Source organism: Dyadobacter sp. Leaf189, from assembly GCF_001424405.1.
GTDB lineage: Bacteria > Bacteroidota > Bacteroidia > Cytophagales > Spirosomataceae > Dyadobacter.
Genome location: NZ_LMPS01000008.1, coordinates 298,638 through 319,729, shown reverse-complemented (window position 1 = coordinate 319,729; position 21,092 = coordinate 298,638). Strand labels below are relative to the sequence as shown.

At 45.4% G+C, this 21,092-nt stretch carries 21 protein-coding genes; 9 read left to right on the top strand and 12 right to left on the bottom strand.

From position 1 onward, the window contains the following. The first annotated feature begins 138 nt into the window (after positions 1–138). Together ASG33_RS24410 and ASG33_RS24405 are read left to right on the top strand one after the other, a co-directional pair. Positions 139–516 (top strand): transposase family protein, encoded by a 378-nt coding sequence (locus ASG33_RS24410; protein ID WP_056291768.1) that lies wholly within the window; start codon positions 139–141, stop codon positions 514–516. Between the two features lie 43 nt (positions 517–559). Then, the gene (locus tag ASG33_RS24405) at positions 560–1,480 is read left to right on the top strand and encodes a transposase (RefSeq protein WP_255356554.1); all 921 of its coding nucleotides are present in this window, start codon (positions 560–562) and stop codon (positions 1,478–1,480) included. A 188-nt stretch (positions 1,481–1,668) separates the two neighbouring features. Here ASG33_RS24405 and ASG33_RS24400 read toward each other — a convergent pair whose 3' ends face one another. Next, the gene (locus tag ASG33_RS24400; protein WP_200942869.1) at positions 1,669–2,688 is read right to left on the bottom strand and encodes a LacI family DNA-binding transcriptional regulator; all 1,020 of its coding nucleotides are present in this window, start codon (positions 2,686–2,688) and stop codon (positions 1,669–1,671) included. 231 nt (positions 2,689–2,919) lie between these two features. Between ASG33_RS24400 and ASG33_RS24395 the strand changes: the two genes are divergently transcribed. The 4 genes from ASG33_RS24395 to ASG33_RS24380 all read left to right on the top strand — a co-directional run bounded on the left by ASG33_RS24395 (position 2,920) and on the right by ASG33_RS24380 (position 7,564). After that, positions 2,920–4,320, top strand: coding sequence for a Gfo/Idh/MocA family protein (locus ASG33_RS24395; RefSeq protein ID WP_056291677.1), 1,401 nt, complete (start codon positions 2,920–2,922; stop codon positions 4,318–4,320). Positions 4,321–4,350: 30 nt separating this feature from the next. Next, a complete protein-coding gene (locus ASG33_RS24390) occupies positions 4,351–5,109 on the top strand; it encodes a glucosamine-6-phosphate deaminase (RefSeq protein ID WP_056291674.1) in 759 nt (252 codons plus the stop codon). An 8-nt stretch (positions 5,110–5,117) separates the two neighbouring features. After that, a complete protein-coding gene (locus ASG33_RS24385; protein WP_056291672.1) occupies positions 5,118–6,260 on the top strand; it encodes an acyltransferase family protein in 1,143 nt (380 codons plus the stop codon). A gap of 146 nt (positions 6,261–6,406) precedes the next feature. Continuing rightward, a complete protein-coding gene (locus ASG33_RS24380; protein WP_056291669.1) occupies positions 6,407–7,564 on the top strand; it encodes an acetylxylan esterase in 1,158 nt (385 codons plus the stop codon). A gap of 6 nt (positions 7,565–7,570) precedes the next feature. Here ASG33_RS24380 and ASG33_RS24375 read toward each other — a convergent pair whose 3' ends face one another. From ASG33_RS24375 to accC, 4 genes are all read right to left on the bottom strand, one after another. Next, positions 7,571–8,653 carry a winged helix DNA-binding domain-containing protein gene (locus ASG33_RS24375; protein ID WP_056291666.1) on the bottom strand — a complete coding sequence of 361 codons (1,083 nt, stop codon included), beginning with the start codon at positions 8,651–8,653 and terminating at the stop codon, positions 7,571–7,573. A 22-nt stretch (positions 8,654–8,675) separates the two neighbouring features. Continuing rightward, a complete protein-coding gene (locus tag ASG33_RS24370) occupies positions 8,676–9,353 on the bottom strand; it encodes a 2-C-methyl-D-erythritol 4-phosphate cytidylyltransferase (protein WP_056291763.1) in 678 nt (225 codons plus the stop codon). 80 nt (positions 9,354–9,433) lie between these two features. Continuing rightward, a complete protein-coding gene (gene queA / locus ASG33_RS24365; RefSeq protein WP_056291662.1) occupies positions 9,434–10,483 on the bottom strand; it encodes a tRNA preQ1(34) S-adenosylmethionine ribosyltransferase-isomerase QueA in 1,050 nt (349 codons plus the stop codon). 257 nt (positions 10,484–10,740) lie between these two features. After that, positions 10,741–12,246 (bottom strand): acetyl-CoA carboxylase biotin carboxylase subunit, encoded by a 1,506-nt coding sequence (gene accC, locus ASG33_RS24360; protein ID WP_056291658.1) that lies wholly within the window; start codon positions 12,244–12,246, stop codon positions 10,741–10,743. Positions 12,247–12,507: 261 nt separating this feature from the next. Here accC and ASG33_RS24355 point away from each other — a divergent pair, with 261 nt between their 5' ends. After that, positions 12,508–13,773, top strand: a complete 1,266-nt coding sequence (locus ASG33_RS24355) for an aminotransferase class I/II-fold pyridoxal phosphate-dependent enzyme (protein WP_056291655.1) — start codon at positions 12,508–12,510, stop codon at positions 13,771–13,773. Between the two features lie 255 nt (positions 13,774–14,028). Further along, positions 14,029–14,211 carry a hypothetical protein gene (locus ASG33_RS24350; RefSeq protein WP_031530768.1) on the top strand — a complete coding sequence of 61 codons (183 nt, stop codon included), beginning with the start codon at positions 14,029–14,031 and terminating at the stop codon, positions 14,209–14,211. A 55-nt stretch (positions 14,212–14,266) separates the two neighbouring features. Here ASG33_RS24350 and ASG33_RS24345 read toward each other — a convergent pair whose 3' ends face one another. From ASG33_RS24345 to ASG33_RS24335, 3 genes are all read right to left on the bottom strand, one after another. Next, positions 14,267–14,680, bottom strand: coding sequence for a MaoC family dehydratase (locus ASG33_RS24345; RefSeq protein ID WP_056291653.1), 414 nt, complete (start codon positions 14,678–14,680; stop codon positions 14,267–14,269). Between the two features lie 134 nt (positions 14,681–14,814). Continuing rightward, a complete protein-coding gene (gene hpf, locus ASG33_RS24340) occupies positions 14,815–15,177 on the bottom strand; it encodes a ribosome hibernation-promoting factor, HPF/YfiA family (protein ID WP_056291651.1) in 363 nt (120 codons plus the stop codon). A gap of 228 nt (positions 15,178–15,405) precedes the next feature. Next, complete coding sequence (locus tag ASG33_RS24335; RefSeq protein WP_031530765.1) at positions 15,406–15,708, bottom strand: DUF4286 family protein; 303 nt, start codon at positions 15,706–15,708, stop codon at positions 15,406–15,408. Positions 15,709–15,854: 146 nt separating this feature from the next. On the opposite strand from ASG33_RS24335, the gene ASG33_RS24330 reads away from it, so the two are divergent. Then, positions 15,855–16,274 (top strand): hypothetical protein, encoded by a 420-nt coding sequence (locus tag ASG33_RS24330; RefSeq protein WP_056291648.1) that lies wholly within the window; start codon positions 15,855–15,857, stop codon positions 16,272–16,274. A gap of 84 nt (positions 16,275–16,358) precedes the next feature. Here the strand turns inward: ASG33_RS24330 and cysM are convergent, their stop codons facing one another. From cysM to ASG33_RS24310, 4 genes are all read right to left on the bottom strand, one after another. Further along, positions 16,359–17,231, bottom strand: coding sequence for a cysteine synthase CysM (gene cysM, locus ASG33_RS24325; RefSeq protein ID WP_056291645.1), 873 nt, complete (start codon positions 17,229–17,231; stop codon positions 16,359–16,361). Positions 17,232–17,269: 38 nt separating this feature from the next. Next, a complete protein-coding gene (locus ASG33_RS24320; RefSeq protein ID WP_056291642.1) occupies positions 17,270–18,475 on the bottom strand; it encodes a S9 family peptidase in 1,206 nt (401 codons plus the stop codon). A gap of 79 nt (positions 18,476–18,554) precedes the next feature. Next, a complete protein-coding gene (locus tag ASG33_RS24315; RefSeq protein WP_056291639.1) occupies positions 18,555–19,286 on the bottom strand; it encodes an alpha/beta fold hydrolase in 732 nt (243 codons plus the stop codon). A gap of 67 nt (positions 19,287–19,353) precedes the next feature. Continuing rightward, positions 19,354–21,072: an AMP-binding protein gene (locus ASG33_RS24310; RefSeq protein ID WP_056291636.1), complete on the bottom strand. Its 1,719-nt coding sequence runs from the start codon at positions 21,070–21,072 to the stop codon at positions 19,354–19,356. Positions 21,073–21,092: the final 20 nt, after the last annotated feature.

Below are 21,092 nucleotides of genomic sequence, written 5' to 3'. Positions count from 1 at the left end.
TCAGGGCCTCATCCAGAGGTGTGAGGGATATTCCGTTCTTCCTATTCAGGATCACGAAACTTTATGCTTAATCTCACCCCAAGAATTCTGCTTGATCCGATTTTTCTAGGTTTGTGTTTTTAATCAAACTTGTTTGTTTTGGAGAGTTTCCTGCCTATTGTTCAGTTTTTATTACCCGAATTCATTTTAGAAAATTTCAGTCTTACTTCCGTAGACAAAGACGGAGATACATTTCACGTTCGCATCGAAGAAAAGAACACTGCTGATAACGATTCGGACAAGAAAAATTTACGCTCCAAAGGCTTTTTCCCTACCATCACAATTCAGGATTTCCCAATTCGTGGACATAAAGTTTTTCTTCACATTAAACGCCGCAGATGGCTTAATACCAAGACCGGTAAAGTGGTTTACAGGGACTGGGCGGAGGTAGCAGAGGGGACGCGAATGACTAGTGAATTCGCGGCTTTTTTAAAACCGGGCCGCCGGGCGGAAATCGGTCGATACCAACCCGAATAGCGCCTTGACAATCGGACGGTTTTATGGAGTGAATGGCAAGGATCTGCTACGCCATTACCGTGATTTTCAAAGCGGATTCAAGAATTGGAGCCAAAAAGGACACGCTAAAAAATGGCTACTGTTCCCTCAAAATATCGGTTCTCATTTATCAATTGACGAGACTAGCCTTTCTCACGGCGAGCTGTACACGATCCTCACCAACAAGTCAGCGAAAGGCGGAAAAGGATGCATAGTAGCCATTGTCGCGGGTACTAAGGCTGAGACGGTTATTGAGGTTCTTCGCAAAATCCCCGGATCACAACGCAAAAAAGTTACTGAGATAACTCTGGATATGGCTGGCAGCATGACAATGATCTCCAAGCGTTGTTTTCCACGAGCCACGCGTGTCACTGATCGTTTCCACGTGCAAAGGTTAGCTATCGAAGCCTTGCAGGAAATCCGCATAAAACATCGCTGGGAAGCGCTGGATAATGAACATGACGCCATTGAGCAGGCAAAAATCTCTCAGACAGAATATCAGCCAGAAATATTACCCAACGGCGACACCGTAAAACAACTCCTGGCTCGGAGCCGATATGCGCTGTATAAAAAGCCCAATACCTGGACTGAAAGCCAGCGAGAAAGGGTGCAACTTCTCTTTGAACGATTCCCAGACCTCAAAAAGGCATACGAGCTGGCAATAGAGCTCAGTAACATCTTCACAAACACAACTGAAAAAATATACGGACTGACCAGATTGGCCAAATGGTACGAAAAGGTCAGGCAGTCCGGTTTTAAACCATTCAATACCGTCGCTCGCTCAATCGAGAATCACTATAAAACTATCGTGAATTATTTTGACAACAGAAGTACCAATGCTTCTGCCGAATCCTTCAACGCAAAGATCAAAGCATTCAGGGCACAGTTCAGAGGGGTGCGAAACGTGGAATTCTTCCTTTACCGGCTTACTCAGTTATATGCTTAATCTAAGTTGCTCCACAACATTTGGTCTTGATCCCCAGAACCGCCGATGATACTTGGATCAAACCTGGTAAAGTAAGCGGGGCGCGTAGCCTGGTCGCCACAATACATCGCAAAAGACCATCCCTTAAAGATGGTCTTTTTATGTTGCTTTCTAATTAGATCGATGATATTCTCATACGTTAATGATAGTCAAGATTTAAGAGTGGACTCTCTTGTTATCAAATGGCAGGGCAGTAAGATTTCCTGCACTGAGCTAACCTGGGACTTACTTATAAGCTGATTGATTATGAGCTCGCAACTGCTTTGACCAATTTCAAATGCAGGTTCTGCGATCGTGGATAGTGTTGGCGAGATTACTTCTCCCATTGAATCGTTGGTAAATCCGATAACACCAACCTCCTTTCCAACGGCAATACCTCTCCTTCTTAATTCTAGAATAGCACCTATAGCTTTTCGATCATTTACAGCGAAGATTGCGTCCGGTTTATCTGCTGTTTGACTAAATAGGCTATCCGTATCTGCCTGACCATCGAGCCTGGAAAATCCTGAGGAAACCACTTCATTATATTCAATGTCAAATTGCTGAAGAGCGGACATATAACCCTTTACTCTGTTCTGAGTTAATAACAGATTGCTCGGGCCTGTGATGTGCGCGATTCTACGGTAGCCACAGGAAAGTAGGTGTTCAACCGCCATAAAGGCCCCATTATAGTCATCCTGCATCACTTTTGAAAAGCCTGCTTCTTCAATGACCCTGTCGAAGAATACGACTGATATTCCTCTTTCGCTAAGTTCCTGTAAATACTTATGAATGCGGGTTTGTGATGAGACGCATACCAACAATCCATCTATGTGATTAAAAGGCAGTTCAGCTATGAGCCTCTCCTCAGTCTCGGCGGAATCGTTTGTCAGGTATAGAATGATATTATACCCGTGCAAGTTTGCTGTCTCCTGAATTCCTGTTATTACTGTCGAAAAATAGTAATTAGTTATTGTCGGGATCAAAACTCCTATGTTTCGGGTATGACGTTGCACAAGGTTCAGTGCATTCAGGTTGGGTTTGTAGTTTAACTTCTTCGCAACTTCCAAAACCCGCTCTCTTGTCTCCCTGCTTACATCATAAGTATCGCGCAAAGCACGCGATACAGTAGCTACCGAGATATTCAGCTCCCGGGCGATATCCTTAATAGTACTTGACCTTCGCAGCACTTGTGACCTCTTATTAGATGTATATGATAGGAAGAATGACAAAGGCGACTTTATACCCACCGTTATCGTAAACGTTCTCGCTAATATTTATTTCAATCCACTATTAGTCGCTCCCTCAATCATGTAAATTGTTTCGGTATACGTCTGATCCATCCTTTAAATGTAAGATTGACATTCTGGCGATAGGCACTTCCGCATTCGTTAAATCACTTCCTAAGCTCTAACACATCCATGAAAAAACGAGATTTCTTGAAACTTTCCGGGCTGGGCATAGCTGCCGGCCTGACTCCCAATTTTGCTGTTAAGGCGGAACGGGCTACCACAACTGACAGTAAGGCACCGCTCTTCAATATGTCAGGGTATGCCGCGCCAAAAATCGATACAGTTCGCATTGCATACCTCGGTTTGGGCAACAGGGGCGGTGGTGCAATAAAGCGGATCATTCATCTTGAAAATGTCGAAGTAAAGGCGCTTTGTGACATTAGGAAAGAAAATGTAAATGAGGCAGCGAAGGTCTTTGAGAAATCAAATCAGAAACCGACCCTTTACTCAGGAAGCAAAAATGAATGGAAGAAGGTTTGCGAAAGGGATGATATTGATCTGATCTACATATGTACCCCGTGGAGCCTTCACACTCCGATGGCATTGTATGCAATGGAGCACGGAAAGCATGTGGCTGTCGAAATTCCTGCTGCTACCACCGTAGAAGATTGCTGGAAGTTGGTTAACACCTCAGAGAGAACGAAAAAGCATTGTATGATGCTGGAAAATTGTTGTTACGACTTTTTTGAGCTTCTCACATTGAATATGGCGCGTCAGGGATTCTTCGGTGAAATCGTCCACGTAGAAGGTGCTTATATTCATGATATCCTCGATTCCTTTTTTGATAAATCAAAGCGATATGACCTTTGGAGGTTGAAAGAAAACCAGCGGAACGGGAACCTGTACCCAACTCACGGACTTGGTCCGGTTGCTCAAATACTGAATATTAACAGAGGCGATAAGATGGACTTTCTCGTTTCTGTCGCGAGCAATGATTTTATGTTGGGTGAAAAGGCGAAGCAAATGGCAGCCAAAGATCCTGATTTTAAACAATACACCACGAAGCCGCTTCGTGGTAACATGAATACCACCACAATTAAAACCAATAAAGGAAGAACGATCATGCTGCAACATGATGTGTCTTCTCCACGCCCCTATTCGCGCATTCACCTGGTAAGCGGTACCAAAGGCGCTGCACAGAAATATCCGATGGAGGGGAAAGAAGGGAAAGGAAGGATTTCTCAGGGGCATGAATGGGTATCTGATGAAGAATATAATGAACTCGAACGAAAGTATCAGCCTGAAATCGTCAAACGCATTGGTGAGCTCGCAAAGCAAGTAGGAGGGCACGGCGGAATGGATTTTCTGATGGACTGGCGGTTGATCGACTGTCTGCGGAATGGACTTCCGCTGGATCAGGATGTATACGATGCAGCTTCGTGGAGCGTGATAGCACCATTATCTGAGTGGTCGGTAGTAAACAGGTCCAACAGCATCGATATTCCTGATTTTACTTCCGGGGCGTGGAAGAATAACCAACCGGTAGACCTTACCCTATCCAAAGGAGGAAACACCAAAGTTAAATCCTGATATCCATAATCCAGATCTAATCAATTCAATATGAAGATTAATATTGGCCAAACGAATAAGGAACTTGGCCTTCTTGCTGGCAAAGCAGCAGCGGAAGTGATTCGTGAGAGTATTAAAAGCAAAGGTTTTGCAAATATCATTGTTGCGACCGGTACCAGCCAGTTTGAGACTTTAAACCAGCTGATTTCGGAAACCGGAATAGATTGGAGCAGGGTAACGATGTTCCATTTGGATGAATACATCGATTTGCCTGATTCGCATCCCGCCAGTTTCCGCAAGTATTTGCGCGAACGGTTTCTTGAAAAGCTACCTCCATTGAAGGCGGCGTACCTGATTAATGGAGAAGGCGACGTAAAGGAAGAAACAAAGCTTCTTGATAAGATCATCAGCAAGCATCCTATTGATCTGGCCCTGGTGGGAATAGGCGAAAATGGCCACCTTGCATTCAACGATCCACCTGCGGATTTCGACACGGAAAAGCCTTACCTGATTGTCAATCTGGATGAACCCTGCAGACGGCAGCAAATGGGCGAAGGCTGGTTTGCCGCGCTGGAAGAAGTGCCGCAGCAAGCAATCAGCATGTCGATCAGACAAATCATGCAATCTGCGCATATTATTTGCTCAGTGCCTGATCAGCGCAAGGCAGTGGCAGTACGGGATTGCCTTGAAAATGAAGTGAGTAACTTGTTTCCAGCCAGCATTTTGCAGCTTCATCCCGATTGTGTATTTTATCTGGATAAAAGCTCTGCAAGTCTGCTCGCGAGCTCAGAAATCCAGAACCTTACCTAAACCAACTGATGGAACCAAAAACGCTTTATGCCCCGGCAGAACAGGCTGTGCCTGTCAGAAATACCAGACTAGCTTCGATAGACGCACTGCGCGGGTTTGATATGCTGATGATTTCAGGAGGTGGCGCCTTTATTTTTCTACTTAAAGGCAAAACGGGTATTCCAATGATAGATGCAGTGGCTGATCAATTCGAGCATCCTGAATGGAACGGATTTACATTCTATGACTTCATCTTTCCATTATTCCTTTTTCTTGCCGGTACTTCCTTGACTTTCAGTATTCAAAAAGGCTTGTCTAAAGGAATGCACCATTCCGAAATCAGAAATAAAATCTTTGTAAGAATGCTCATTCTGATCGCATTGGGTATCCTTGATAAAAATGCACCTATCGATGTCTTCGACCCTGCTCATATCAGATACGGAAGTGTACTTGGCCGCATTGGGCTGGCTACTTTTGTGAGCGCGCTGCTATTCATGCGGTTCAGCTTTGTTCAGCGGTTTGGTATCGCTATCGCCACGTTGGTTGTATATTATCTCGCACTAAAGCTCATTCCTGTACCAGGTTACGGCGCTGGCGATTTGTCATTTGAGGGAAATCTGGTAGGCTGGTTTGACCGCGCTTTTATGCCTGGCAAACTCAAACAGGGTACTTACGATGAACTTGCGATACTGACACAATTTCCCGCGATTTGTCTAACCTTATTTGGCACAATTGCAGGTGATATTCTGTTGAAAGCTGCTCCTGAAAATCAAAAAGTTAAGAAGCTAGTCTTACTCGGACTTGCCGGCATTGTGGTTGGTCTCGCCTGGGACCTGCTATTTCCGATTAACAAACATTTGTGGTCAAGCTCATTTATTATGCTTACTTCCGGGCTCGCATTTATGTTCCTTGCCACTTTCTATTGGATCATCGATGTAAAAGGTTTTTCCAGATGGGCTTTTTTCTTTCAGGTTATTGGAATGAATTCTTTAGTTATTTACCTGGCAGTCAGGTTTGTAAACTTCAATGCATCTTCCAAACTACTTTTTGAGGGATTTTACAAATACGCGCCTGAAAAATGGCACGAGGTTTACAATGCGCTGGGCGGATTCGTGCTGGTTTGGCTCTTTCTGTACTTTCTGTACCGAAATAAGATTTTTGTCAAAGTATAACTTGTATGGAATCAAACACGAACGAAGATCCGGCTGGGCAAATAGGACGGAGAAACTTTATTGCAGCAATGCTCGGAACAGCCACGTTCCCACATCTTATCCAAAATCAAGCTCCTGTTTTATCGAAATCTACTAGTCTACCAGCTATGCTACCGGAGAAAAGTGTAATCGGACATTATGGTCAATGGGCGAATGCATTGCAGCCCAAAGTGCCGAACCTTTCTTACAGAAATGAGAAATACAAAGACCTGAAAAGCTGGCAAAAGGAAGCCTTAGCCAAAACCAGGGAGCTCGTCGCCAGTCCGCCAAAACCAGTTATGCCCAAGGTTACTGTCGAAAAAAAATATGTTTTCGACGGACTTGAAATAGAAGAGCTATCGTGGGAATTGGGCTACGGAAGACCAACAAAGGCAGTTTTCCTCAAACCGCAAGGTGCAACTAAACCATTACCTGCGGTACTCGGCCTGCATGATCACGCCGGTATGAAGTATTTCGGTTACCGGAAAATCGTGAAAACGTCGGAAGATCAACATCCGATCCTTATAGAACATCAGAAATCTGATTATGGCGGTAAGGCGTGGGCCAATGAGCTCGCCAGATCTGGATATGCAGTTCTGGTGCATGATACTTTTGCATTTGGCAGCAGGCGGGTACACTACGATGATGTAGAAGGCCTCAACTGGGGAGGCGTCGATACCACAGGGAAAACCGATAAAGATCCTGAGAAACCGGAGCATATAGAAGCTTATAATGCGTGGTCATCGGAGCACGAGCACGTGATGTCGAAGTCGCTATTCTCCGCCGGGACAACCTGGCCAGGGGTCTTTCTGTCAGAAGATCAGGTTGCATTGGATATTTTAAGTGCGAGAAAAGATGTTGATCCGGAGCGGATAGGTTGCTGCGGATTGTCAGGCGGCGGTCTGCGTACTGTTTATCTTGGCGGACTGGATCCGCGAATCAAATGCGCGGTTTGCGTAGGCTTTATGACAACGTGGTCGGATTTAATCTTTAACAGATCTTTCAATCACACCTGGATGACGTACACGCCATTGTTACCGCAGTTTATTGACTTTCCGGAGATACTTGGTTTGAGGGTACCATTACCTACTTTGGTTCAAAACAACAATCAGGATCCACTATATACATTACCGGAGATGCAGGAAGCCGACCGCATTCTGACAGCCGTATATAAGAAGGCTAATGCGTCAGAAAAGTACGCAGCGAAGTTTTATGACGGTCCGCACAAGTTCGATGTTGAGATGCAGAAAGATGCATTTGCCTGGCTTGGGAAGTGGCTTGCTTAGTAAAGCTTAAAGCCAGTTGATAGCAGATAAATTTTTGGCAAGATATTTCCCGTATTCCCGGGCGCAGCCTTCCAGAAGTCGCTTTTTTGTTTGGGAGATCTTTTTAAAAGGATACATGTCCAATTGCACGCTATCCTTCTTTAAAGTCCTTTTCCAGATACCTTCCACTTTGCCGTCGATGACGATTGTGGGCATAAACATTCCATTGTTACCCGGAATAATCTTGCCCCAATTTGCCTCTTCAAGAATGACGGAGCGGTCGGTGTAGCCCAGCATGTATTCGTCGAAGCCAGGCAGCAGGAAAGTTGCCTTTTCAACCACGGTTTCCATTTGCTCTTGCGGACACCAATAAGTGTCTCCATTTACTTCCATGGATTGCAGCTTGTCTGCATTCAATTGTAATCCAAGCTTCGCATCTGAAACTTTAAGCCCCGTCCACCACACAAAATCATTTAAAGTGGCAGGACCGTGACTGGTAAAGTAGCGTAAGGTAATCTCGGCAATACTTTCCGTTTCATCCAGCTGTCTTGGATTAGCAACCCATTCGTCAAGCAAAGTATAGGTAGGCTGCTTTTCATTGTGCGTGCCGTGACAAAGGATCTGGGTCTGCGCCAAGTGATTAATGATGTGCATGCCACGTTGTTCGCCCGTCGGTATCCCTCCGTTTTCAAGCAATGCGTATACCTCAGCCCTCGTCATTTGTCTGCCACCAAGCAGCTCGGGAACAATCAGGTCACGGCTTTTGGCGAAAATACGATCATCAAGTTCCAGTTGTTTATACCTGCCTGCCGAACGCTTAATAATTCTGGGCGTGAGCAAACGCAGCATCCAGTGCGCATCCTCTGCTGCCACGAAATGGAGCGTGCCGCGCATTGGCCAGGTTCTGACAATTGATTTCTCTGCAATCGCTTTTTCAACATCTGTCTGGGTTCCACCCTGCATCCTCAACGCAATGGAAAACAATGCACCCGCGTGATCCTGCGCCTGAATAGCCCCGAGCCAACGCACGGTTTCCGCAGGCGTTTTAAAACGTGGATCGGAGAGAAGCAAATTGTGAAGCCGGAGATTCTGAATATCGCGGATTGTCATTGTGCCGACCAATTAAATGAATTCAGGAAAGCTGACGGAGGTATGTTTCTGCCCAGCGTAAATCCTCAGGCGTTGTGATTTTGATGTTTTCATAAGCCCCATCGATCAGCTGAATGGGATAGCCTTTTGATTCAAGAACACTCGCGCAGTCAGTGAAAGTCTCCTGATATTCGGTTGAAAATGCGTCAGACATCCAATCAAGGCGGAAAGTCTGGGGAGTTTGTACCAGCCTGTAATGTGTACGGTCCAGTGCTTTATTACCAATGCCCGGTTCAATGGTCCGGATCGATTCTTTCAATGGAACACTGGTAACTGCCGAGCCGAATTCGCGCGCAGTATGGAAACCCGCAGCGATAATGTCTTTTGATATAACAGGTCTTACCCCGTCATGAACAGCGACCAGACCGTGCCCGGATCCAATACTTTTCAAGCCATTTTGCACCGAATGGAAACGGGTATTACCTCCTGCTACGAGGAAGTACTTTTCATTAAAGCGGTATTCAGCACATAAATTTTGCCAGAATGCGAACTGTGTCTCGGGCAAGACGAGGATGATATGCAAATTGTCAGAGTAAGCTCTGAATGCAAGAATGGTATGCATTAACACGGGGAGGCCATTTACCACAAGAAATTGCTTGGGCACGTCACTTTTCATCCGGCTGCCACTTCCTCCGGCAACTAATACTGCAAATTCCTGCATCATATTACAAAAAAAGGTCATTTAAGGATCAGGATTCAAACCTAATACATAAATGACCATTTAACCTCAGAAAAGGCATGCTAAATAATCAGCATCGCATCTCCATAAGTGAAGAATTTATATTTTTCCTTAATCGCAATTTCGTATGCTTTCATAACCAGGTCAAATCCTCCGAATGCGCAGGCAGACATCAATAAAATAGATTCCGGAAGCTGGAAATTGGATAGCAGTGCATTTGCAATTTTGAAATCATAAGGAGGGAAAACGAATTTGTCTGTCCATCCCTCAACCGGTTTCAAATGCCCGCTCGCTGATACAGAAGACTCAATCGCTTTCAATGAAGTAGTTCCTACTGCGCAAATGCGTTTCTTTGAGTCAATTGCGGTATTTACAATGTTTGCGCTCGACTGTGTGATCCGATAGTTTTCAGAGTCAGTTTTGTGCTTTGTAAGATCTTCCACGTCCACAGTGCGGAAGGTACCGAGACCAACGTGCAAAGTTACCGGAGCAAAATTCACCCCCTTAATTTCCAGGCGCTTCATAATCGCTTTGGTAAAGTGCATTCCCGCAGTAGGCGCGGCCACTGCACCGACATGTTCTGCAAAAATCGTTTGGAAACGTTCACGGTCGGAGGTTTCAACCTTGCGACGTGAAATGATTTCAGGAGGAAGCGGAGTTTCGCCCAGCTCGTCCACAAGCTTCATAAAAGCATCATTATCCCCATCATAGAGAAAGCGGATTGTGCGGCCACGGGAAGTTGTATTATCAATTACTTCTGCAACCAGGTCGCTGTCGCCAAAATATAGCTTGTTACCAACGCGAATTTTACGTGCCGGATCAACCAGAACGTCCCAAAGGCGCATTTCACGGTTCAATTCCCTCAGAAGGAAGACTTCGATTTTGGCGCCGGTTTTTTCCTTCTGGCCATATAAGCGGGCCGGAAAAACCTTTGTATCATTAATCGCCATTACATCACCGTCATCGAAATAATTGATCAGGTCAGCAAATGTTTTATGTTCGATTTCACCTGTTTTACGATGTACAACCATCAGCCGGGACTCGCCGCGATCGGAAGGATGAAGTGCAATTAGACTTTGAGGGAGATCAAACTTAAATTCGGAAAGCTTCATAGCTGGAAAATCTGTGTATTTCTTATGTAGTAGAATAAAATGCCGGCTGGATAAATGTACCTATTCACTCGATCCGGCCTTTATAAAGTAAATCAATTCCTGAAAGGCAATGCATCCACTTATCAAAGAGAATTTGCGACTGTGGATACTTGTAAAGAATCAGTTATCGGTTATTATTTACAATAAATATGTGGCACAAAAAAATTAAGAGCGCAAAAGTAGGAATTTTCCGGCGTAAATCCTATCAGTTTGTAACATTAGCGTAAACCCAGCCTTCTCGTTTTCCATTTGCTGGGAACAGCTGCTGAAAGCTGACTTTGAACCGGTTTGTCAGTTACCTTGTCGTTCAGCAACAGTGCAGAAATCAGCGCGGCAATCTCGTCCGCATCGTGCGACGAAATTGGTTTAATCATATCCGGATTGAAATACCTGGAAATAAAGTTGGTGTCGAAGTCGCCTGAGATAAATGCAGGATGCTCCATTACAAACCGGCAGAATGGCAACGTTGTCCGAACGCCGGAAATCTGGTATTCGTCAATCGCCCGGATCATTTTCTTGATCGCATCCTCGCGGTTTTCTGCATAAGTGATCAATTTGGCAATCATCGGATCATAATAAATAGGGATATCCATTCCCTGCTCAAACCCGTCGTCTACCCGCACGCCATTCCCGTCGGGCTTCACGTAGGTATGCAGCTGCCCCACATCGGGAAGGAAGTTATTGGAAGGATCTTCGGCGTACACGCGGATCTCAATGGCATGTCCGGTAATTGTCAGATCTTCCTGTTTAATCTGCAATGCTTTCCCTTCTGCAATCCAGATCATTTGTTTCACAAGATCGACTGAGGTGATTTGCTCGGTAACCGGGTGTTCCACCTGCAACCGGGTATTCATTTCGAGAAAATAAAAATCCTTGTTCTCGTCCAGAATAAATTCCACCGTACCAGCACCATAGTAACCGCAAGACCGCGCCACATCCACTGCGCAGCGGCCCATTGCGGCGCGTATTTCAGGAGTAATGGAAACGGAGGGCGCTTCTTCAACAACTTTCTGGTGCCTTCGCTGAATCGAGCATTCCCGCTCAAACAAATGCACAATGTTGCCGTGCTGATCCCCGAGCACCTGAATTTCGATGTGCTTGGGAGATAATATGTATTTTTCGATAAAAACAGATCCGTCACCAAACGAGGCAAGCGCCTCACTGACTGCGCGATCCATTTGTTCGTCAAAATCGGCTTCACTTTCCACAACGCGCATTCCCTTTCCCCCGCCACCCGCACTCGCTTTGATCAAAACAGGATAACCTATTTCCCGGGCGGTTTGCTTAGCTTCTGTGCGGTCGCTTATTGCAGAGGCTGTTCCGGGCACCATGGGTATATTGTACTTCGCGGCAGCCTGCTTTGCGGCCAGTTTGCTTCCCATTACCTCAATGGATTCAGCAGAAGGACCAATGAAGATCAGACCTGCTTCTTTTACTCTTCTTGCAAAAGCTGCATTTTCAGACAAAAAGCCGTAGCCCGGATGAATGGCGTCAACTTGCAGCTCCCGGCAAACTGTCAGTATTTTATCAATATTCAGATAAGACTCTGACGAGGCGGGCGGACCAATGCAAACAGCCTCGTCTGCATAGCGCACGTGCGGCGATTTTCGGTCGGCCTCGCTAAAAACAGCAACGGTTGAAATATTCATTTCCCTCGCAGTACGCATAATCCGCAACGCAATTTCGCCTCGGTTGGCAACCAGTATTTTCTTGATCTGATTCATTCAGTCGGGTTGGTAGTATCAGTTCCTAAAATAGCAAAAGCATTCTTCCAAATGCGTACTACTCTTCTATACAAAGATCAGTGTGATAAAGCGGAAAAGTTTAGTATATAGATTTAGTATAGTTGTGCCGGTATATTCTATTTTTACTAACTTACTGTTTAAGATGGAAAAATGCAGCTCATTAAAGTACCGTTGAAATTCTTTAATTTTGCATTTATCTAACATTTAGAATCTTTTGTTACCCACATAAAAAAGAAGAGAGTGGATATTTTCGAGAAACTGCGCAACAACTCTGGTCCGATTGGAACTCCGGCAAAAATGCTGAACAGCCATCACTATTTTTCATTTCCAATGCTGGAAGGAGAATTAGGCCCGCGCATGAGGTTTATGGGACGTGAAGTTTTGAACTGGAGTCTGAACAACTATTTGGGACTGGCAAATCACCCCGAAGTACGCCAGGCGGATGCGGATGCAGCTGCCAAATGGGGACTCGCTTATCCAATGGGCGCGAGAATGATGTCCGGAAATTCGAGTTTGCATGAGACTTTTGAGAAAGAACTTGCTGAATTTGTAGGTAAGAAAGACGCATTCCTGCTGAACTACGGTTACCAGGGAATTATGTCGGCCATTGAATGTCTTTGCGATCACCGTGACGTGATTGTTTACGATGCCGAGTCACATGCTTGTCTGATAGACGGAATTCGTTTGCACAAAGCCAAGTTGGGTGAATATTACAAGTTTAACCATAATGACATGGTTAGTCTTGAAAAAAACCTGATCCGTGCTACCAAGCTGGCCAATGAAAAAGGCGGCGGTGTGCTGGTAATCACAGAAGGTGTTTTCGGAATGTCCGGCAAAGTAGGCGATCTGAAAGCAATTGTAGAGCTGAAAAAGAAGTATGAGTTCCGCCTGATGGTCGACGATGCACACGGTTTTGGTACCATGGGCGAAACCGGCGCAGGAGTAGGTGAGATGCTCGGGGTTCAAAAAGAAGTAGACCTTTACTTCTCCACTTTTGCAAAATCAATGGCGGCAATCGGTGCATTCATTGCTTCCGACGATCCTGAGATCATTATGTTCCTGAAATATAACATGCGCTCGCAAACCTACGCGAAGGCGCTTCCGATGCCTTACGTGGAAGGTTGCCGCAAACGTTTGGATATGGTGAAGAAAATGCCTGAACTCAGGGCCAAGCTTTGGGAGAATGTAAGGGCAATGCAGGATGGATTAAGAAGCCGCGGCTTCAATATCGGCGAAACCGAATCTCCGGTTACTCCCGTGTTCCTTCACAGTGAAGGCGGTGTGCCCGAGGTTACCAGAATGGTTCGTGACCTGCGCGAAAACATGGGTGTTTTCTGCTCGATTGTGGTTTATCCGGTTGTTCCAAAAGGCCAGATTATGCTGAGGATTATCCCGACGGCAGCCCATACACTTGAAGATGTGGAGTATACCTTGAATGCTTTTACTACACTTGCCGACAAACTCAAGAACAGAGTATATCAGGTTGAGGAAGTGACTGCCGAATAATAAAAATCTGCTTTTTTCGCATTCTGAGGGCTTTTTTAAAAAAAAGCCCTCTTTTTTTGGACTTGCGTATAGAAAATAAAAAATAGTTAACTATCTGAAATGCTGTTACTTAGCTGATTGCAATCGGATAATTGTATTTTAGAAGTGTTTTTTTTTGTTTTTTGGGTTGCGAAAATACTTTTAATTACTAAATTTCGGTCAAAACATGCGTTTTTGGCGTGTTAGAGGCATTTTTAAACTAAAAAACAAAAGAACATGGCACGATTTGATGAAGTCAAAGATCTGATCCTTTCGCTTGAAGGTGATTTCGATAAGTTTTACAATAAAGGAAACCAGGCAGCTGGCACCCGCGTTCGGAAAGGTATGCAAGACCTCAAAACGTTAGCTCAGGATATTCGCGCAGAAGTTCAGAACAAGAAAAACGAGAGCGAAGGTTAAGAAGCACACAAAGAGTTTGAGGCCCGGGTTTGTCATAATCCGGGCCTTTTTTGTTTTAAAACTTCTCCTTATTGATCATTGTGGCAACTCCTTTTGTGATCACCTTATTGGTTGTCACGTCCACGATTTCGGTTGAAATTTCCGCAAGATGTTTATCAGGATTAATGCTCTGAATCGTGAATACCGCCTTATAATCCGTCTCCACAAACATAGGTCTTAAAAATTCCAGCGTTTGCTTCACATAAATGGAGCCGAATCCCGGGAATTGCGTGCCGAGTACTTTTGTAAACACAGTCGCGCCCAGCATTCCGTGAATGATCGGCTTTTTGAATGCGGTAGTTGCGGCATATTCTGCGTCAAGATGGATCGGATTATTATCGCCCGTCAGGTCCGCGAAGCGCTGCACTTCTTCCTGCGTGATCTTAAACGGATAATCAAAAGTCGAGTCAACAATAGGTTCGATATGCATATCGGTAAGTTTAACTGAATATTATTTGCTTCAAAATTAAGGCGAAATCCTGCACGCATCCAAGTTGCGTAATGCCCTAAAACAAAGAAAGCCGCCTTTGCGGCGACTTTCCTGTATGCACTGGCTATATGTGGTTACTCTTCGGTTTCTTCTGTCAGAACTACTGCCGTAGCTTCCGATATCTTGGCAGCCCTGGCATTATTACGTTTATTCTTAAACTTCTTTACCTGCATTTTCAACGTATCAATCGCGAGATCCGTCGCTTCTTCAAATGTAGTCCCCTGCTCCCTTACAAACATCGTTCCGCCTGGGACGTAGAGCTTAACTTCCAGCAATTTAGTCTGAGTTTTTGCATTCTCACTTTTATCGAGCTTAAGGAATACCTCTCCACTGGTTATCCGGTCATAGAACGTGTCCAGTTTATCTAATTTTTGCTGAATGAAGTTCAACAATTTAGGATCAGCATCAAAATGAATTGCTTGCATCTGCAGTCTCATAAGCACATTGTTTTAATGGTAAAACATAAATTTTTTACTGAAACCTAAAAACCAGGAGCGCCATCTTTTCAGTCCGGATTTTTGTTAAAAGCATAAAAATCCCCATTTCGACTGCCTCCCGGTTTCCCGTAACAGTAATTTAAGTACGTCAAATATTAAGCCAATGTCAAGTAAAAGGGAGTGTTTGTTAATTTATTTCTTTCGATCCAAAATGTACTCCGTGCAGGCTCAGGCTTCTTCCAAAAGTGTTCGGAAAGACACATATTTTCCATTAAACAGATCGTGGTGACGCTGCTGAAAGTCGGCCTGAAAATCGGTCTGGTAAGCCAGGAAATCTTCCATTGTTCTGAAAGTGAACTGGGTAGTATACGTGGAGCCTTCATTTTCAATCTCGGTCAGCAGGCGCAGCAGCTTGCATTCAAGCGGCAATTCAGTTTGCAGGATTTCGGGAATGTACGTTCCTTTCATGTACGTCAGCCATTCATTCTCTGCCTCATAGCTGATGTTGATCGTGATATTGTAGATAATCATAAGTAAGTGGTTAATAGAACCGAAATATCGGGTTAATATTTATGATTTGAATAAGCCCGCTCAGGTCAGAGCGTATTTGGGGGATGGTGGTTTGTAAGCTACATTTGTAAAACCTGTACTTATTCACCATAACTTTTTATTCAACAATGAATATTCTTCTAAGAGCCCATTCCGGCCTGCGGTATGTTGTTCTGGCATTGCTTCTCGCCGCCATTTTTACTGCTTATTCCAATTGGCGGAGTGGAAAGCAGGAGGACAGTAAAATCTATCTTTTTGCATTGATAGCAACGCATACACAATTGCTGATCGGGCTGGTTTTATACGTCATGAGCCCCAAAGTAAACTTTGATCTGATTAGTGAAAAGGTGTTCCGTTTTTTCTCTATCGAGCACATTTTCATGATGCTTATCGCGATTGTACTTATTACGATCGGGAGAATCAAATCCAAGAAAATGGTGGGAGCTGACAGACACCGGACCGTGCTGTACTTCTATACGATGGCGCTGATCATCATTATCGTAGCTATCCCCTGGCCTTTCAGGAACCTGGGATCAGGCTGGTTTTGACGTACATCGGCAATCGGCTGTCGGCAATCGGCTCTTTGAGGTCGACAGCCAACAGCCGATTGCTGATAGCCGACAGCCGATGTACTACCCAAATAGCTCGCTCGACAAATACCGGTCGCCGCGGTCGCAGATGATGCAAACTATTACACCTTCTTCCAGCTCCTTTGCTAATTCGACAGCCGCCCAGGTTGCACCGCCGCTGCTCATTCCTGCAAAAACAGCTTCTTGCTTCGCCAGCTTTCTGGTCATTAAAACCGCATTCTCCTGGGTTACCTCCATGACCCTGTCTACCCGCTCACGCTCAAATATTTTCGGAAGATATTCAACCGGCCATTTACGGATCCCGGGAATGGAAGAACCGTCGGTAGGCTGACAGCCTACAATCTCAATGTCGCTATTCTGTTCTTTCAAATAGCGCGACACGCCCATGATCGTGCCCGTAGTGCCCATTGAAGATACGAAATGCGTGATTTTCTCATTGGTATCCCTGAAAATCTCAGGGCCGGTGGTATTGTAATGGGCGCGCCAGTTATCGGGATTGGCAAACTGATTAAGCATGAAATACTCACCTTTTGCCGCTTTGTCTTCCGCCATATCCCTCGCCCCTTCCATTGATTCAGACAGGATAACCTTCGCCCCAAAAGCTTCCATGGTAAGCACACGTTCCCGCGTAGAATTTTGCGGCATGATAAGCTCAATTTCAAGATCAAAAAGGCGGGCGATCATTGCCAGTGCGATACCAGTATTCCCGCTTGTTGCCTCTACCAGCTTCATCCCCTTTTTCACCTCGCCCCTGTCAAGTGCGCCTTTGATCATGCTGTAAGCAGCACGATCTTTCACGCTGCCGCCGGGATTGTTTCCTTCGAGCTTTCCGAAAATCTTTACGTTCGGGTTTGGATTGATTCTTTTTAATTCTACAAGAGGAGTATTACCTACCAGATCAAGAAGTGAGGACATTGATGCTAATCTTTTGTTACTTATAAAAACTATCCCGGTTAAGGAGTAGAAGTGAAAAATGATAGGGTACCAGCCAGAAAAGGAAGAACAGACGAGCCGTGATTTCCTTTCGGAACAGTTGTCAGCTGTATATCCGCGCCAAGTCCCTGCATTGTTTTAAATGCATTCTCAGAATTAAAATAAAAAACGAGATTGTCTTCATTGCCGTGGTACAGACGGATTGGCGCCTTCGGTTTCCATTTATATACATCATTATCAGCAACCGCATCCCTGAAACCTTTGTCGTTCCCATCATTCAATGCGGTTTTAAATGATTCGTTCAAAATCGTGTCGAAGCTCTGGGAAATAGTCACATTGATACCCGACTGTGCAATGCGGGTTGCAAATGGCTCTTTGAAGTAATAGGAAGCGGGCCGGTTCAGCTTGTAAATCCGGTCGTAAGTCAGAAGTACCCAAAGATAAAGCGCATTGTAGGAAGCAACACCCTGGGTATTATTATTAATAATGTAGTTCATAAAAGCCGTCTTATCGTAAGCGCCCGCGCCACAGCTCGAAGCCCTCAGGTTGAATTCAGAAGCAGCTTCTTCCTCAATCTTCTTATGAAGGGCCATTGTTGCATAGCCACCTTCCGAATAGCCGGCTACGTACAGCTTTTCATTCCATTTTACATCATCCTGTTTTTTCAAAAACTCCTTTGCAGCCCGCAACATATCCAGCGAAGCAGATGCCAGGCTCTCTCCATGCTCGTAGGGATGAGGAAGAGCTTTGGACTCGCCATAACCAATATAATCCGGATAGGAGATAATGTAGCCCATTGAACCAAACAGGGAGCCAAACTGCGCGGCTTCGGTGTTATTGTTGTAATAAGAAGGCGCAGCAGCATCTTCCCGGATCGTACCATGTTGCACACTGATCATCGATACCGGCTGGTCCGCATCAGGAATGATCAGGGCTCCGGACGCCGTAATTTCAGTTCCGTCCGTGTTTTTCGTTTTATACGAAAGTTTGTAAACCTTAATCCCGTTCTTGACATATCCGCCGAGGATCGGACTAAGATCATTTGCAAGCTGTAAAACCTGCTCGCGGGAGAGCTGCTTCACATCTTCGCTTTTCTGTAAAAACTGATCCTCAACAGGCGGTTCAACCACCGGGTTATCATCATTACAGGAATTAAGCAGAAGCAGACTCCAGAAAAGGAGAAAAACGATTTTCTTGGATTGTTTGATTGGTGTAAAGGTTCGCATAAGTGAATAAAGGGTGAGCGCTCGCTGTTATAACGAACGTTCACCCTTTTTTGATCGCTAATCGGCTATTTATCAATGATTATATTTTGCCCATATACCAGCTGATCATTCTTGCGGTCGCGTCGGGCCTTTCCACCATTCCCATGTGACCGGCTTCGGCCAGGATAAAGGGGTAGCTTTGTTTCGGATATTCCGAAAGGGAGATCACACTTTCAAACTGGATCAGCTTATCCTGCATTCCGATAATGAACAAAACCGGAAATGGCATTGAGGCAAGTACAGCTGTTCTGTCAGGCCGGCTGCGCATTGCAGTAAGTCCGGAAATCAAGGCTTCCGCTGGCAGCTTTTTGAAGTATTCAATATGCGCTTCCACTTTCTCGGGGAACAGTTCCTTGTACCTGTCGCCGAACATGTTAGGAGCAGTTTTAGTGATAAAAGCGGCCGTTCCCTCATTTCTGAGCAACTCGATCATATCGCCACGCTGCGCCTTTTTCGCCTCATCGTCTGCAAAAGCTGTGGAATGGAAAAGCCCGAAGCCTTCCAGCATATCAGGGTACTTTTCCGCAAAAGCAAGGGCGATGTAGCCGCCCATTGAGTGCCCGATCAGCGTAAACCGGGAAATGCCGGCGTTCGTCAGGAAACGGTGCAGCTCGTCCGCATAATCTTCCACGGACTGGCAAAATGTAAAAAGTGAAATATTAGGTCTGACGATCGTAAACTCGTCATTTATAACGGCATCAACGTAGTCCCAAATGGTGTCATCTGCTCCGTGGCCGTGTAGCAATACCAGGGTTTTTCGGTGTAGATTCATATAAATCGGCTTTCATTGTTGAGAACTCTTTTGCCTAAATATACATAAACACATTCCCAAAGGTGCCCTACCCGGCAATTTTTGCCATTTCTTCCTCACGCAATGCCCTGCGCAGGATCTTGCCCACATTGGTTTTTGGAAGCTCGGTGCGGAATTCAATTTCACGCGGCCGCTTATAGCCCGTCAGGTTTTCGCGGCAGTAATCCTTTACATTCTCCACCGTAAGCGCGGGGTCTTTTTTTACAATGTAAACTTTTACCATCTCGCCGGATTTATCATCAGGAACGCCCACGCAGGCAACTTCCAGTACACCCGGGCATTGGGCGATTACATCTTCTACTTCATTTGGATAAACATTGAAACCGGAAACCAGGATCATATCCTTCTTCCGGTCGACGATCTTGAAAAAACCATCTGCATCTTCAATGCCAATATCCCCTGTTTTGAACCATCGCCCACTTTCGTCCTCCTTAATTACCTTCACAGTCTCATCCGGGCGATTGTAGTAGCCCAGCATAATCTGTGGCCCGCGCGCGCAGATTTCGCCTTTTTCACCCACAGGCGCCCAGGTTTCATCGTCTTTCAGAATGCGCATTTCGGTACTCGGAAAAGGCAGCCCGATGGTACCCTGCTTGTGGTGCCCGTCAAGCGGATTGACTGAAAGTACCGGCGAAGTTTCTGATAACCCGTAACCTTCCACGAGTGGACATCCGGTAATTTTCTCCCAGCGTTCGGCTACTACTTTTTGCAGCGCCATTCCACCAGCAATCGTGATTTTCAGTTGACTGAAATCAACGGAAGCAAAATCCACATTGTTTAAAAGCCCGTTGAACAGCGTATTAAGGCCGGGGAAAATATGGAACCTGAACTTCTTCAGTTCTTTGACAAAGGCCGGAAGATCTTTCGGATTGGTGATCAGCACATTCAATGCGCCCCATTTGATCCCGCACAATCCATTGATCGTTAACGCAAAAACGTGGTAGAGCGGAAGCGCGCCGATCAGGGTCAGCTGGCCGGATATCTGCGAGTTGCGCAATTTGGACATCAGCCATTCATTGATACCTTCCACATTGGCGATCAGGTTCCGGTGGGTCAGCATTGCGCCTTTGGATACGCCGGTGGTGCCGCCCGTATATTGGATAAACGCAATGTCAAGACCTGAGATGTTGGGCCTCTTATAAGTAAGTCCCGCACCGATCGAAATTGCATTTGAAAAGCTGGTCGCTTTCGGAATGTGGTACTCGGGGACCATTTTCTTGATGTATTTCACCACCGAGTTCACGATCAGCTTCTTGGGAAAGCCAAGCAGGTCACCGATTTCAGTGATGATTACCTGCTGGATATTGGTGTTCTGAATAACCTTTTCGAGGTTTTGAGCAAAGTTCGCCAGGATCACGATCGCTTTCGCACCCGAGTCTTTAAACTGGTGCTGCATCTCGCGGCAGGTATAAAGCGGGTTGGTATTTACAATCACCAGTCCGGCCCGCAAAGCGCCCATCATCACAACAGGGTATTGCAGCAAATTGGGCATTTGTATGGCAATCCGGTCACCTTGCTGTAAACCCACACTCTGCAGATATGCCGCGAAATTCCTTGAAAGCTCATCGATCTTACCAAAGCTGAGCGACTTACCCATGTTGGTATAGGCAGGCTTGTCGGTATTTTCCCGGAAGCTCACTTCCATCATTTCAAGCAATGAAGAATAAGCCTCGGGATTGATTTCGTAAGGAATGCCCTCGGGATAATTCCGAAGCCAGGGATAGGAATTCTTTGATATGCCGGTCATATTGGTGTGGGTAAGGGTTC

Bases quoted from the DNA above. Each gene is read 5' to 3' on its own strand.
- ASG33_RS24385 (WP_056291672.1), top strand. From the start codon at position 5,118: ATGGAACCAAAAACGCTTTATGCCCCGGCAGAACAGGCTGTGCCTGTC.
- ASG33_RS24330 (WP_056291648.1), top strand. From the start codon at position 15,855: ATGAATATTCTTCTAAGAGCCCATTCCGGCCTGCGGTATGTTGTTCTG.
- ASG33_RS24345 (WP_056291653.1), bottom strand. From the start codon at position 14,680: ATGCATATCGAACCTATTGTTGACTCGACTTTTGATTATCCGTTTAAG.
- ASG33_RS24390 (WP_056291674.1), top strand. From the start codon at position 4,351: ATGAAGATTAATATTGGCCAAACGAATAAGGAACTTGGCCTTCTTGCT.
- ASG33_RS24380 (WP_056291669.1), top strand. From the start codon at position 6,407: ATGCTACCGGAGAAAAGTGTAATCGGACATTATGGTCAATGGGCGAAT.
- ASG33_RS24395 (WP_056291677.1), top strand. From the start codon at position 2,920: ATGAAAAAACGAGATTTCTTGAAACTTTCCGGGCTGGGCATAGCTGCC.
- accC (WP_056291658.1), bottom strand. From the start codon at position 12,246: ATGAATCAGATCAAGAAAATACTGGTTGCCAACCGAGGCGAAATTGCG.
- ASG33_RS24320 (WP_056291642.1), bottom strand. From the start codon at position 18,475: ATGCGAACCTTTACACCAATCAAACAATCCAAGAAAATCGTTTTTCTC.
- queA (WP_056291662.1), bottom strand. From the start codon at position 10,483: ATGAAGCTTTCCGAATTTAAGTTTGATCTCCCTCAAAGTCTAATTGCA.
- ASG33_RS24315 (WP_056291639.1), bottom strand. From the start codon at position 19,286: ATGAATCTACACCGAAAAACCCTGGTATTGCTACACGGCCACGGAGCA.
- hpf (WP_056291651.1), bottom strand. From the start codon at position 15,177: ATGAGACTGCAGATGCAAGCAATTCATTTTGATGCTGATCCTAAATTG.
- cysM (WP_056291645.1), bottom strand. From the start codon at position 17,231: ATGTCCTCACTTCTTGATCTGGTAGGTAATACTCCTCTTGTAGAATTA.
- ASG33_RS24350 (WP_031530768.1), top strand. From the start codon at position 14,029: ATGGCACGATTTGATGAAGTCAAAGATCTGATCCTTTCGCTTGAAGGT.
- ASG33_RS24310 (WP_056291636.1), bottom strand. From the start codon at position 21,072: ATGACCGGCATATCAAAGAATTCCTATCCCTGGCTTCGGAATTATCCC.
- ASG33_RS24375 (WP_056291666.1), bottom strand. From the start codon at position 8,653: ATGACAATCCGCGATATTCAGAATCTCCGGCTTCACAATTTGCTTCTC.
- ASG33_RS24370 (WP_056291763.1), bottom strand. From the start codon at position 9,353: ATGCAGGAATTTGCAGTATTAGTTGCCGGAGGAAGTGGCAGCCGGATG.
- ASG33_RS24335 (WP_031530765.1), bottom strand. From the start codon at position 15,708: ATGATTATCTACAATATCACGATCAACATCAGCTATGAGGCAGAGAAT.